Below are 12,723 nucleotides of genomic sequence, written 5' to 3' on the forward strand. Positions count from 1 at the left end.
CTGTCGCTGACGATCCCTAATGTCTGCTTTCCACCCATTCCGGTCATTGAGAGGAACGGCTAAGCCAGTCTCATGCCCGCCACTCCTGCCTGGCCGCCCAGAAGCCTGCCCCGCCTGTTCGTGCGCGGGCCGCTCGCACAGTCGACACCAATCGAGCTCGATGGCGCGCCCGCCCATTATCTCGGCAATGTCATGCGGCTGAAACCGGGCGACCGGCTATTGCTGTTCGACGGCGCGTCGGGCGAATGGCTCGGCGAAGTGGCGGAGGCCGGCAAGAAGCATATGACGCTATCCGTGGTCGAACAGACCCGGCCGCAGGAAAATGGACCCGACCTATGGCTGGCCTTCGCGCCGGTGAAGAAAGGGCGGGTCGACTGGCTGGTCGAAAAAGCGGTCGAGCTGGGCGTCGCGCGGCTTCAGCCGGTGGTGACGCAGCGAACCATCGTCGACAAGCTCAACCTCGACCGGATGCGGGCGCATATTGTCGAGGCGGCCGAGCAATGCGGGCGTACCGCGCTGGCCGAAATCGACGAGCCGACGAAGCTCGATTCTTTTCTGAAAGGCCGCGACACGGCGCGGACATTGTATTTCGCCGACGAGACTGGCGGCGAGCCGGCCGCAGCAGCGTTCGCACCTGGATCCTCGCTAATCCTGACCGGGCCCGAAGGCGGCTTCACCCCCGACGAAGCGGCGGCGATCCGCGCCAGCGCCAACGCCAAGCCGATCAGCCTCGGCCCCCGCATCCTCCGCGCGGAAACCGCCGCACTGGCTGCGATAGCGTCCTGGATGTCGGTCGCGGGCGACTGGCGATAAGCACCGCTATATAAACCATAAGCAGGAAGTGCTGGCGCAGGCCCGGGCGCGCCGCTAATCGCCGCCGTAATGACCACGCGAACCGACCTTTCCGCGAGCCCGCCGATCGAGAGCCGCGATGACCTCCTCTCCGTGTTCGCCGGCGGGGAGAAACCGCGCGCGGATTGGCGCATCGGCACCGAGCATGAGAAATTCGTTTACCGGACCAGCGATCATCGCGCGCCGTCGTGGGAAGAGCCGGGCGGAATCCGCGACCTCTTGCTCGGCCTGACCGAGTTCGGCTGGATGCCGGTCGAGGAAAATGGGAAGATCATTGCGCTGACCGGCGCCGACGGCACCATCAGCCTCGAACCCGCAGGGCAGCTCGAACTATCAGGCGCGCCGCTCCAGGATCTTCACCAGAGCTGCGCAGAAAGCGGCCGGCACCTTCAGCAGGTGAAGGCCATTGGCGACCGGCTCGGGCTCGGCTTCCTCGGCCTCGGAATGTGGCCGGACAAGAAGCGCTCGGACCTACCGATCATGCCCAAGGGCCGGTACGAGATCATGCTCCGGCACATGCCCCGCGTCGGCACGCTCGGACTGGACATGATGCTTCGAACCTGTACCATACAGGTTAATCTTGATTATTCATCCGAAGCCGACATGGTAAAGAAATTCCGTGTCGGCCTGGCACTCCAACCGGTCGCGACTGCGCTGTTCGCCAATTCCCCATTCACCGAAGGCAAGCCAAACGGCTACAAGAGCTTCCGCAGCCATATCTGGGAGGATACCGACCCGGCGCGGACGGGAATGCTGCCCTTCGTGTTCGATGACGGCTTCGGGTATGAGCGCTACTGCGACTATGCGCTCGACGTTCCGATGTATTTCGTGTTCCGCGACGGGCGCTACGTCGACGTGGCCGGCGAAAGTTTCCGCGACTTCCTGGACGGCAAGTTGCCCGCCCTGCCCGGCGAGAAACCGACCGTCGCCGACTGGACCGACCATCTGTCCACCGCCTTTCCGGAGGTGAGGTTGAAGAGCTTCCTCGAAATGCGCGGCGCCGATGGCGGACGCTGGGGCCGTATCTGCGCTCTTCCCGCTTTATGGGTGGGCCTGCTCTATTCCGACACCGCGCTCGACGCCGCCTGGGATCGGGTCAAGCATTGGACCATCGACGAGCGGGAGGCGCTTCGCCACGCGGTTCCTGGGCAGGCGCTCGACGCACCAGTCCCCGGCGGGGGGACAGTCCACGATCTCGCCCGGGAAGTGCTCGACATCGCATCGATCGGCCTCACCGAGCGCGCCGAGCTCAATGCGGCCGGCGACAATGAGGGCGGCTTCCTCGACCCTTTGCGCGACGTGGTCGCCAGCGGCAAAACCTTCGCCGACCGCCTGCTTGACCGTTACCATGGCGATTGGAACGGTGACGTCTCCCATGTGTATGAAGAGTTTAGTTTCTGATCTGAGCTTCTGAACGGCCACAAAAGAGTCGTTCCGATGCAACAATGAGAGTGAAATCTTCACGGATGCGAACCGCGCGCGTTGACTCCGGACCGCCCACCGGTAGAGGCCCGTAAAGCATCGGGGCGGGGCTATGGAGAAGGCCACGTCCGCTGGCCTTTTTCAGAAAGTTCATTCGATGCGCCGCACCTCTCAGACTTCGCTGATCGCGCTGGCAACTGCCTGCACGTTCACCATCGCCGCCACTCCGGCCGCCGCCCAGGAGACCCCCGCTACCGACCAGGCATCGGCGGCTGCATCCGCCGCCGGCGATGAAGGGCTTGCCGACATCGTCGTCACCGCCACCCGTCGTAGCGAAAACCTGCAGGACATTCCGCTTTCGGTCGCCACCGTCAGCGAAGACACGCTCGAAGCGGTCATGTCCGGGGGCACCGACATTCGCGGCCTGTCGGGCCGTGTGCCCAGCCTCAACATCGAAAGCTCGTTCGGGCGCACCTTCCCGCGCTTCTATATCCGCGGGCTCGGCAACACCGATTTCGACCTTAACGCGTCGCAGCCGGTCAGCCTGGTCTATGACGACGTCGTCCTGGAAAACCCGATCCTGAAGGGCTTCCCGGCGTTCGACGTCGACCGGATCGAAGTGCTGCGCGGACCGCAGGGCACTCTGTTCGGCCGCAACACGCCGGCCGGCATCGTCAAGTTTGACACGGTGAAGCCGGGCAAGGGCCACAATTATGCGCGGCTCAGCTACGGCAGCTATGGCACGATCAACGCCGAGGGCGCGGCCGGTTATCAGTCCAGCGATCAGTTCGCGGTTCGCGTTTCGGGGCTGGTCCAGCACCGCAACGACTGGATCGATAATGTCACGGAGCCGGGCAATAACGACCTTGAAGGCTATACCGATTACGCCCTGCGCGGCCAGATCATGTGGAAGCCGACCGACGCGCTGACGCTGCGCCTGACCGGCCAGTATCGGAACTTGCACGGCGATGCCCGCATCTTCCGCGCCAACGCGATCGAGCAGGGCACCAACAATCTGATCGGTCTCGACGGCGGTGACTTCAAGCGCGACAAAGTCGCGACGGATGGCTCCAATTTCCAGAAGCTGAAGACCTGGAACATGGCCGGCACGATCGAATATGATTTCGGTCCGGTAACGCTCTATTCGGTAACCAGCTACTGGAACGGCAATCTCAAGAGCCGTGGCGACATTGACGGCGGCTTCGGCTGCTCCTTCTGCGGCCCGGGCTTTACCGACAACAGCTATCCCGGATTCATTCCGTTCGCGGCCCAGAGCCGCGACGATATTCCGAGCCTTGACCAGTTCACGCAGGAAGTCCGCATCGCTTCGAACAACAACGGCGGTCTCGGCTATCAGGCCGGAATTTTCTATTTCAATGAAAACCTAAACATCCGCAGCTTCGACTACCCGGCGCCTGCCGCGACCAGCCCTTCGGCGATCGTCAATCAGCGCCAGGACAGCGAAGCGCTCGGCATCTTCGGGTCGGTCAACTATGCGTTCGACAACGGCCTGACGCTTCAGGCCGGCGCCCGCTGGAACCATGACAAGAAGAAGCTGGACGCCGAGCGCCTGTTCGACCTCCGCCCACTCTTCATTGGCGGCGGCCCGGTTCCGGAGACGACGACGAAGGTCAATGACAGCGTGCTGACCTGGGACTTGAGCGCGATCCAGGAGATCAACGCCGACGTCAACGTCTATGCCCGTATCGCCAAGGGCTATCGTGCCCCGGCGATCCAGGGACGAATCCTGTTCGACCGCGACGTAACCACGGCCGACAGCGAACACACCATGTCCTATGAAGCGGGCATCAAGACCACGCTGCTCGACCGCAAGCTGCGCTTCAACCTCACCGGCTATTACTTCAAGACCAAGGACCTGCAGCTCTCGGCAGTCGGCGGCGCTGCAAACGCTAACCTGCTGCTCAACGCAGATGCGGTGAAGGGCTATGGTTTCGAGACCGAGCTGGAGGCCCGCCCGGTCACCGGCCTGACCCTGACCGCGGGGCTGAGCTACAACCATACCCAGATCCACGACAATAACCTGACGGTCGAAACCTGCGGCGCGCCTTGCACCGTGCTCGATCCGATCGCGGTTCCGGGGTCGTCTCCGGCAATCGTCTACATCGACGGCAATTCGCTGCCACAGGCGCCGAAGTGGACCATCAACTGGACTGCCGGTTATGAGCATCCGGTCGGCCCGGGCTCGGTCTATGTTTTCACCGACTGGTACTATCGTTCGAAAATCAACTTCTTCCTCTATGAATCGGTTGAGTTCACGGACGACAAGCTGCTCGAGGGCGGTCTGCGCATCGGCTACAAAACCGATCGCTATGACATCGCTGGCTTCGTCCGGAACCTCAACAATGACGAAAGCGCCGTCAGCGCCATCGACTTCAACAACCTGACTGCGATGGTCAATGAACCGCGCATCTGGGGCGTCGAAGTCGGCGTGAAGTTCTAAATCAGCGTCAATTTCTGAGTCGCAAGGGGGCGGCGGCTGCGTTACGGCAGCCGCCGCCCTTATTGTGTCGGAGCCGAACCAATGACCGAACGCCGCACCCTCTATCCGGAGATTGAGCCCTATTCGACGGGGATGCTCGATGTTGGCGACGGTCACTCGCTCTATTGGGAACGATGCGGAACTCCAGGGGCCAAGCCGGTCGTGTTCCTCCATGGCGGACCAGGCGCCGGGATCAGCCCCAACCATCGGCGCCAGTTCAACCCGGCGAAATACGATATCATGCTGTTCGACCAGCGCGGCGCCGGCAAGTCGACACCCCATGCCAACCTTGAAGCCAACACCACCTGGCACCTGGTCGACGACATTGAGCGGCTGCGCGAAATGTGCGGCGTGGAAAAGTGGATGGTGTTCGGCGGAAGCTGGGGATCAACCCTCAGCCTGGCCTATGCCGAAACGCATCCCGAACGAGTCACGGAGCTGGTGCTGCGCGGCATCTTCATGTTCGGTCAGTCCGAACTTGATTGGCTCTATAAATATGGCGCGTCGGAGCTTTACCCTGACGGATGGGACGAGTTTCTCGCTCCGGTCCGCCAAGACGAGCGCGGCGACCTGGTTGGGGCATATCGCGAATTGCTGATCGGCGACGACCAGCAGGCGCAACTGACCGCCGCCAAAGCCTGGAGCAAGTGGGAAGGCCTCACCGTCACTCTACTCCCGGATCCCGCGATGCTGGCCGAATTTACCGAGGACCAGCATGCGATCGCGATCGCTCGGATCGAGAATCATTACATGCTGCACAAGGGTTGGCTCGAGGAAGGTCAGCTGCTTCGGGGCGCCGAAAAGTTGCGCAATATTCCCGGCGTAATCGTCCAGGGCCGCCACGATTGCTGCACCCCGCCCCGCGCGGCGTGGGAGCTGAAGCGGGTTTGGCCCGAGGTCGAGCTCAATATCGTCCTCGACGGCGGCCACCTCTACAACGAGCCGGGCGTCCTTGACGGCTTGATCCGGGCAACCGACCGCTTCGCGGGCTAGCTATTCGCCCGGCCGGTACTGACGCTGGGTGTGGCCGGCTAGGTCATCAGGATAGAAATAGACGGGCCGTAAGGCACCGGCGGCGTAGCGCCCCGCCTGGTCGTTGAAATGTGGCGACGAGGGATCGCCGCTTTCGCCGCCGGCTGTGACCGCCACCGCCCGCACCCGTGGCCCGAACTCGACCACGGCGACGAAGCTGTTGCCGCTCGTTCCATACCAGCGCTTGGAACCGCCCCGGGGTGCCGCGCCGAACGAGGCGAGCGAGCCGAAATTGCCAGAGGCGAACGGCACGGCGATGCTCGGCGCATCATCCCTGAACGGGTGATCGATCGCCGGCGAAATGCGTTGGAAGCGGTTGATCTCTCCCCACCGGGTGCGCCACGTGCCGAACTCGCGGTTGAGGCGATCGACCGCCGAAGCAAGCGCGGCGAGTTTATTCTCGGGCGACAATTGATTTATCTCGGCAACTGTTTCCAGATGCGACAATCTGCCTTCGCCGCGTGCCTGGTCCCAAAGCGGCTGCGCCCAAAATGCTGCGAGGGTCATCGGCATCGAGTCCGCGCTCCATCGATAATTCCAGCCACGCAGCGCCGCGATGGGTTCGGCCAGCGCCCGCTTCTGCTCGCTGTCCGGCGCTTTGTCCCAGGCTGTTATCAGGCCGGGGATAAGCTCCTCGAACCCTGGCTGATAGCTGTCGTAAGCCGCCGCCCGCAGCCCCTCGAGCGTCCACCCGCGACTATGCTCGAGTAGCTTGAGCGCATGAATGCCGCGATAATTTTCGCCGAACATGTCCATATATTTGGGGAAATATTCGGGCTTGGCGCTGAATGCGCCGGCCGCGCGATACGGCCACGTATTGGTATTCTGGACCCAGCCGTTGGGCGGGCTAACGACATTGGGCAATTCGGCCTGCGAATGAAGGCTGCCCCAATCGGTCGCCGGGTCGCTGCCGTCGACTGGCTTGGTATAGTCGAACCGGTCGTTGCGCCGCGGCACGAACTGGGGGTGTAGATATGCGATCCGCCCGCCGGAGTCGGCAAAGATGGTGTTGTTGGAGCTATTGGCCTGCAGCCGCGCGATGTTGAGAAAGGCGGCAAGGTCAGGCGCCTTGGTCCGAAGGAAACTCTGCTGGAGCGCCTGGACCGGCCGATCCATCATCGCGAAGGCAATCCATCTGCCATTTTCCGATCCAACGATTGGCCCGCGATGCGTGCGCCAGGTGGCGAAGGATCGGCTGGCAAGCTTGCCATCCGCCGTGCGGTAACGGATCGTCACCGGCCTGGCGGTCATCGGCCGCCATACGTTTCCAAAGCGATAGGTTGGCTGCTTGCCGGCTTTCACTTCGACCGCGAACTCGTCGACGCTGTCGACCCCGCTCGAAGTGTGCATCCATCCAGCCTTGGCGTTGAAGCCCTGGTAGATGAAGAACTGCCCCCAGGTCGCGGCCCCATAAGCGTTGAGCCCCTCACCGCTGGTCACCTGCTGTTCGGATCGGAAGAAGAAACTGGTGTGGGGGTTGATCAGGAGCAGCGCCTTGCCGTCCCTGGTCAGCGCAGGCGCGATGGCAATACCGTTCGAGCCGCGCGGCTCCGGATCATGGTCCGCGGCTGCCGTTTTCGAAGTACCGGCGTAGAATCGTTCCAGTTCGGCCGGATCAATGCGCTCGATGTCGCCCCCAATACTTCCTTCCGTGAAGGATAGCGCCATCCATGGCTCGAACCTTGTCAGTACGCGCGGTTTTACCGCGGGATGCTTCGCGAGATAGTAGTTCAGGCCCGCCGCCCAGGCGTTCATCAACTTCTTCAGCCATTCGGGGCTCGCCGCATAATCGGCCTTCAACTCAGGCTCGCTCACGTAAAGCCGTGCGCGCAGATCCTGCCAGATCGCCTTCTCACCCTCTGCCTCGGCGGTTCTGCCGAGCGCAGTCAAATAATTGGCTTCGATGCGCGGAAAATCATCTTCGGCCTGGGCATAGATCATTCCGAACACCGCATCGGCGTCCGTCGCGCCCTGGACATGGGCGATGCCGAGATCGTCGCGGGCGATCGTGACGCGTTCCGCCTGGCCGCGCCATTGCGCAATTTCCGGGGGTGCTGCGGCAGTGAGGAGAAGGGCGAGCGGAAGGACGAAAGGACGCATGGGCGCAATTGCTATGCGCCATTGGCCCGCAAGCCAAGTCAGGCCTTGGGCAATTTCTGGTTAGCCTTGCCCCAGCCGTAGAGCAGCTTCGACTCCGCCCTCCGTATCAGTTCGTCAGAGTCGCGGATCGAAAAGACATTGCCCCCCTCGATATTGTCGAGTTCTTCCCAGGCGATCGGCGCGGCAACTGGCGCGCCTTCGCGGGCGCGAACGGAATAGGGCATGATCGCGGTCGCGCCGCGCTGGTTTCGCAGCCAGTCGAGGAAGATCCGGCCCTTGCGCTGATTCTTGCGGATATTGGCGGTGAACGTTTCGGGCTCGGCCTCGGCAATCGCGCGGCTGAACCGTTCGGCGAAGCTTTTGACCTTGGGCCAGCCGGCCGAGCGGTCGATCGGGGCGATGACATGGATGCCCTTACCCCCGGTCAGAAGCGGGAATGTCACAAGCCCGAGATCGGCAAGCAGTAAGCGGAGCCGCTCCGCCGCCGACTTCACCTGGTCAAAGTCGAGACCAACGTCGGGGTCGAGATCGAACACCAGCCGGTCGGGAAATTCGAGCTTGACCACCCGGCTGCCCCAGCCATGGAATTCAATCGTGCCCATCTGCACGCAGGAGAGGATCCCACGAGCGTCCTCGACAAAGAGATAATCCTGAACCTCTCCGTCGCTCTCCTTGATCGGCACATGCTTGACGTGTTCGCCCATCGTGCCGCTGTCATGCTTCTGGAAAAAGCATTGCTTGGCCCGCCCCTGCGGGCAGCGGACCAGGCTGATTGGGCGGTCGGCCGTGTCGACCAGCATCAGCGCTGCGATCCTGGCATAATAATCGGCGAGCTGGCCCTTGGTCAGATCATCCCCCGGAAAAATAATGCGGTCGGGATTGCTGATCTTGATGCCGAAGCCCTCCGCGCTGGGCTTTTCGCCCTTCTTCGCGGCCTTGGCGAATTTCTGCGGCTTCTCGATCACGACATCCTTTGCCGGCTTATCCTCGCGCAAGGCGATGAAGCTGGGATGCCGCAGAGTAGCTTCACGCGTGGATTCCGTGAAGGCGACTTCGCCGACCAGCTCCGGCTTGATCCAGTGTGAGCCGCGAAGCGCGGCGCGTGGGACAACGACCGGTGGCTCTTCCACCTCAAGCGGCTTCATTCGCCCTGCCAGGTCGTGGATCATCTTCGTGTTGAAACCGGTCCCGACCTTGCCCGCATATTTAAGCGTGCGCCCGTCCCTTACCGCCAGGTGCAGAGAGCGAAAGCCGTGGCGCTTCTCGCTCTCCTGCCATCCGACGATCACGAATTCCTGGCGCTGCGTGCATTTGACCTTGAGCCAGTTCCTGCCGCGCTGGCCGCGATAAGGCGCCTTGGCCTTCTTCGAGATAATGCCCTCGCCGCCTTCCTTGCAGATCGCTTCGAACAAGGCCTCGCCTTTTCCGACTACATGATCGCCATAAAGGATCGGCGGGCCGGCATTTTTGAGCAGTACAGCTAGCCGCTCCTTTCGCTCGATATTGGGCAGTTTGCGAATGTCCTCTCCCTGATCGAACAGCAGATCGAAGGCATAATAAGCAAGATCGGCATCGCCATTCTTCAAGCTCGCCTGGAGCAGCTGGAAGCTGGGCTTGCCATTCTTGTCCAGTGCGACCGCTTCGCCGTCGAGCAGGCAGCCACCGGGAAGGTTGGAGGCCGCGCGGACTATCGCTCGAAACTTGTCGCTCCAATCCTTGCCATTTCGGGTCCAGGCGGTGGCGGCGCTGCCAGCCGTAGCGACCAGTAGCCGGTAACCGTCATATTTATATTCGTGCAGCCATTCGTTGCCGGTCGGAACTGCATCGACCAGCGTAGCCAGCTGCGGCGGCTGGAACGGGGGCGGGCCAAGGCCGGCCTTGCGCTTGGTTCGTCCACCTTTCTGGCCAGCGCGCTTCGATTTCCAGACGTCAGTCCCGGCTGCAATCTCGGCCATGGATCGTTTGGTGGCCACGCTGGTGAGGCAATTCTCAACCAACGCCTCGCCCTCGCCCGGCCTGGCATATTGGTCGTCGACCTTCTTCAGCATCCAGGGATCCTGGCGGTCGCCCGCCCGGCCCTTGAGGCGAAACATGACCCATTCGCCCTTCATTCGCTCGCCTTCGAGCGTGAAGTGAAGATGGCCCTCCTCGATCGTTTTGCTTGGGTCCTTGCCGGGCTCCGGAATCCAGCGTCCGCTGTCCCACAACATCACGGTGCCGCCGCCATATTCGTCCTTGGGGATCACTCCTTCAAAGTCGCCATAGTCGAGGGGATGGTCCTCAGTCCGAACGGCAAGCCGCTTGTCATCGGGATCGAGCGAGGGGCCCTTGGGCACGGCCCAGCTTTTCAGCACCCCATCGAGCTCAAGCCGGAAATCCCAGTGCAACCGCGACGCTTCATGCTTCTGCACGACGAAACTGTCGCCCCTGCCCTTAAGCCGGCGCCCCTTGGGCTCCTTCGTCTTGGTGAAGTCACGCTTGCGGTTGTAAGTTTCAATGGCGAGGCTGCCGCGCGCCATCTCAGGCTCGCTTGCGCGCCGGGGTAGCCTTTTTCGCCGGTGCCCTTCTTGCTGGCGGCTTGCGCGGTGCTGCCTTGTTCGACCCTGCCGGTTTCTTATTGTCGCCGAGGCTCTTCTTTAGCGCGGCCATCAGGTCGATGACGTTGGAGCCCTTTGGCATGCGGTCTGGCTCGTCATCCTGGATGATCCGCTTGCCTTTCTTCCTCTGTTTTTCGGCGATGAGCTTCTTGAGCGCGTCGATGTATCGATTCTCAAATTCTTTGGCGTCGAAGTCGCTGGCTTTTTTCTCGATAAGCGATTCGGCCAGTTCGAGCAGGTCTGCATCTGGCTTTGCGTCACCGATGTCGCGGAAATAGCTCGACGCGCGATGGACTTCATCGGCGTAACGTAAGGTCTCCAGCACCATTCCGCGGCCGCAGGGTTTCAGGCTCACCACATATTCCTGCCCGCGCATCGCCAGCTGCCCGACTCCGACTCTCTTGGTTTTCTTCAGTGCCTCGCGAAGGACGACGAATGCCTCCTCGGCCAGATCGTCGGCCGGGACGACATAGTAGGGCTTGTCGTAATAGATCGGGTCGATGTCGCCGATATCTACGAACTGGGTCAGCTCCAGCGTCTTGCGGCTCTCCAGTTTGACCCGTTCAATCTCCTCTGGGTCGAGCAGCACATACTCGCCCTTCGAAACCTCAAAACCTTTGAGGATTTCATCGCGATCGACGGGGCCGATACCCGGAACGACCTTTTCGTAGCGGACGCGCTGGCCCGAGGGCTCATGTACCTGGTGGAAGGCGATCGATTTGCCGGCTTTTGTCGCTGGGAAGATTTCTACCGGGATTGATACCAGCGCCAGCTTGATCACCCCGCGCCAAGTTGGACGCGCCGCCATTTGGATTCTCCAAAGCTTGTTCGCCCGTTTCAATCGACAGATAGAAGAGTCGTTCCGTTGGCGTCGGAAGTGCGCCTGACTAAGATGCGGCTTGGGAGGAGTTGATCAGGATGAACCCCGCGATCCAGGCTGCAATTATCGCTGCGTCGCAGCATGAAGCCATCGAGGAAAAAATTGAAAATCGACTGAAGGCCGCCAATGCGCTGGGGCCCGCAACGGCGATCGCATTCACGCCCGTGGATGAATCGGATCAAAAACTGCTTGAAGCGGCTTTGGCCACGGGCAACGTCGTTCGGACTGCCAACGGCCAATTCTATCTGAACGAGCGTGCGGCCGCCGAACGGAAGGAAGGCCAGGGCTTCATGGCGCTCCTCATCGGGCTCATATTCCTGTCACTGGTCGCGTCGGGCGTGGCGCTTGCCATGGCCGGCATTCTCTAACCATTGACGCCGCGCCACAGCCGATGGCAAAGGCGCTCCGTCGTGCCTTCGGGCGGGTATAGCACAATGGTAGTGCAGCAGCCTTCCAAGCTGAATACACGGGTTCGATTCCCGTTACCCGCTCCACCTCTCACCAGTCCGGGGAACTGAAGAGAAGTGTAGCGCCACGAGTGACAGCAAAGGGGCTACAATCCCTTTGCCCCCTCCCGTTGACAGCGGGAACATAGGCGGCCATTGGCGCGCCTGCCGAACACCTGGAGAGGTGGCCGAGTGGTTAAAGGCAGCAGACTGTAAATCTGCCGGGCTTCGCCCTACGCTGGTTCGAATCCAGCCCTCTCCACCACTTTCAGCCATTACCAGGCCGAGATCCCGCCTTCGTAGCGGTTCCTAGGTTTCAGGGCTTCTTGAAAGCGTGACGGCGATCCGACCACTTTGAATCGCCGATCCGGATTTAACGGTTTCGGGGGCAGGGCGTCCCGCCACGGTAAAGCGTGAGGGGGCGACCTTGTTCGCAACCAGCTCGGTCTGAACGCGCCGCGCGCGAATGCCGGCAAGATTGATATCCGCGTGCTGGTTACCTGAATCGACCGCGAATACGAAGATTTGAGCCGTCACGTCGCCGTTGGCCTTTAGAAGGGCCGCCAGGCGCGAGATCCTGGTTGCAGTATCAGGCGCCAGTTCGGCAGAGCCCTGGGCAAACGGTTCGCCAGCGAGCAGGAAAGTGGCCTGTCCCTTCTTGTTGAGCTCAAGCCAATCGACCATTGCGCGGCCGAGCGTTCCTCGCTCGGCGATCATCGTCGTGCCGTCCTTGAAGGCAATGATACTGTCGCCGGCGGACGTTGCCGAAACGGTTTCCTTGTCGCCTTTCGCCGCCGTGTAGCAACTGCGAAGGCCGAGAAACATGGCACCAGCGACAAGCACGAATATCACGATCAGTAATGCCGGCCGCCGTTGACTGGTCATGGTCAGTGA

9 protein-coding genes and 2 tRNA genes are annotated in these 12,723 nt (G+C 61.8%); 7 read left to right on the plus strand and 4 right to left on the minus strand.

Translation table 11 applies throughout. From position 1 onward, the window contains the following. The first annotated feature begins 72 nt into the window (after nucleotides 1-72). The 4 genes from LVY65_RS11760 to pip all read left to right on the plus strand — a co-directional run bounded on the left by LVY65_RS11760 (nucleotide 73) and on the right by pip (nucleotide 5,767). Entirely contained in the window at nucleotides 73-813 is a 741-nt protein-coding gene (locus LVY65_RS11760; RefSeq protein WP_235068445.1) for a 16S rRNA (uracil(1498)-N(3))-methyltransferase, read from the plus strand. A gap of 69 nt (nucleotides 814-882) precedes the next feature. Continuing rightward, the gene (locus LVY65_RS11765; protein ID WP_235068446.1) at nucleotides 883-2,253 is read left to right on the plus strand and encodes a glutamate--cysteine ligase; all 1,371 of its coding nucleotides are present in this window, start codon (nucleotides 883-885) and stop codon (nucleotides 2,251-2,253) included. Between the two features lie 178 nt (nucleotides 2,254-2,431). Beyond that, complete coding sequence (locus tag LVY65_RS11770) at nucleotides 2,432-4,735, plus strand: TonB-dependent receptor (protein WP_235068447.1); 2,304 nt, start codon at nucleotides 2,432-2,434, stop codon at nucleotides 4,733-4,735. Nucleotides 4,736-4,816: 81 nt separating this feature from the next. After that, complete coding sequence (gene pip / locus LVY65_RS11775) at nucleotides 4,817-5,767, plus strand: prolyl aminopeptidase (protein WP_235068448.1); 951 nt, start codon at nucleotides 4,817-4,819, stop codon at nucleotides 5,765-5,767. Here pip and LVY65_RS11780 read toward each other — a convergent pair whose 3' ends face one another. From LVY65_RS11780 to ku, 3 genes are read right to left on the minus strand one after another with little or no spacing between them, the layout of a single operon-like run. Then, nucleotides 5,768-7,906, minus strand: coding sequence for a penicillin acylase family protein (locus LVY65_RS11780; protein ID WP_235068449.1), 2,139 nt, complete (start codon nucleotides 7,904-7,906; stop codon nucleotides 5,768-5,770). 38 nt (nucleotides 7,907-7,944) lie between these two features. After that, nucleotides 7,945-10,425, minus strand: a complete 2,481-nt coding sequence (ligD, locus tag LVY65_RS11785; protein ID WP_235068450.1) for a DNA ligase D — start codon at nucleotides 10,423-10,425, stop codon at nucleotides 7,945-7,947. Nucleotide 10,426: 1 nt separating this feature from the next. Next, nucleotides 10,427-11,311 carry a non-homologous end joining protein Ku gene (gene ku / locus LVY65_RS11790; protein WP_235068451.1) on the minus strand — a complete coding sequence of 295 codons (885 nt, stop codon included), beginning with the start codon at nucleotides 11,309-11,311 and terminating at the stop codon, nucleotides 10,427-10,429. Between the two features lie 110 nt (nucleotides 11,312-11,421). Here ku and LVY65_RS11795 point away from each other — a divergent pair, with 110 nt between their 5' ends. From LVY65_RS11795 to LVY65_RS11805, 3 genes are all read left to right on the plus strand, one after another. Further along, on the plus strand, nucleotides 11,422-11,751 hold the full coding sequence (locus LVY65_RS11795) for a hypothetical protein (protein WP_235068452.1): 330 nt from the start codon (nucleotides 11,422-11,424) through the stop codon (nucleotides 11,749-11,751). Nucleotides 11,752-11,803: 52 nt separating this feature from the next. Next, nucleotides 11,804-11,877 (plus strand) — tRNA-Gly (locus LVY65_RS11800). Nucleotides 11,878-12,007: 130 nt separating this feature from the next. Then, a tRNA-Tyr gene (locus LVY65_RS11805) sits at nucleotides 12,008-12,094 on the plus strand. A 44-nt stretch (nucleotides 12,095-12,138) separates the two neighbouring features. Here LVY65_RS11805 and LVY65_RS11810 read toward each other — a convergent pair. Then, nucleotides 12,139-12,714, minus strand: coding sequence for an OmpA family protein (locus LVY65_RS11810; RefSeq protein ID WP_235068453.1), 576 nt, complete (start codon nucleotides 12,712-12,714; stop codon nucleotides 12,139-12,141). Between the last annotated feature and the right edge of the window lie 9 nt (nucleotides 12,715-12,723).

Source organism: Sphingomonas cremea (assembly GCF_021502585.1).
Lineage (GTDB): Bacteria > Pseudomonadota > Alphaproteobacteria > Sphingomonadales > Sphingomonadaceae > Sphingomicrobium > Sphingomicrobium cremea.

What these genes read in the sequence shown, in the direction of transcription:
- LVY65_RS11760 (WP_235068445.1), top strand. Translation starts at nt 73, where the DNA reads ATGCCCGCCACTCCTGCCTGGCCGCCCAGAAGCCTGCCCCGCCTGTTC.
- ku (WP_235068451.1), bottom strand. Translation starts at nt 11,311, where the DNA reads ATGGCGGCGCGTCCAACTTGGCGCGGGGTGATCAAGCTGGCGCTGGTA.
- LVY65_RS11795 (WP_235068452.1), top strand. Translation starts at nt 11,422, where the DNA reads ATGAACCCCGCGATCCAGGCTGCAATTATCGCTGCGTCGCAGCATGAA.
- LVY65_RS11780 (WP_235068449.1), bottom strand. Translation starts at nt 7,906, where the DNA reads ATGCGTCCTTTCGTCCTTCCGCTCGCCCTTCTCCTCACTGCCGCAGCA.
- pip (WP_235068448.1), top strand. Translation starts at nt 4,817, where the DNA reads ATGACCGAACGCCGCACCCTCTATCCGGAGATTGAGCCCTATTCGACG.
- LVY65_RS11810 (WP_235068453.1), bottom strand. Translation starts at nt 12,714, where the DNA reads ATGACCAGTCAACGGCGGCCGGCATTACTGATCGTGATATTCGTGCTT.
- ligD (WP_235068450.1), bottom strand. Translation starts at nt 10,425, where the DNA reads ATGGCGCGCGGCAGCCTCGCCATTGAAACTTACAACCGCAAGCGTGAC.
- LVY65_RS11770 (WP_235068447.1), top strand. Translation starts at nt 2,432, where the DNA reads ATGCGCCGCACCTCTCAGACTTCGCTGATCGCGCTGGCAACTGCCTGC.
- LVY65_RS11765 (WP_235068446.1), top strand. Translation starts at nt 883, where the DNA reads ATGACCACGCGAACCGACCTTTCCGCGAGCCCGCCGATCGAGAGCCGC.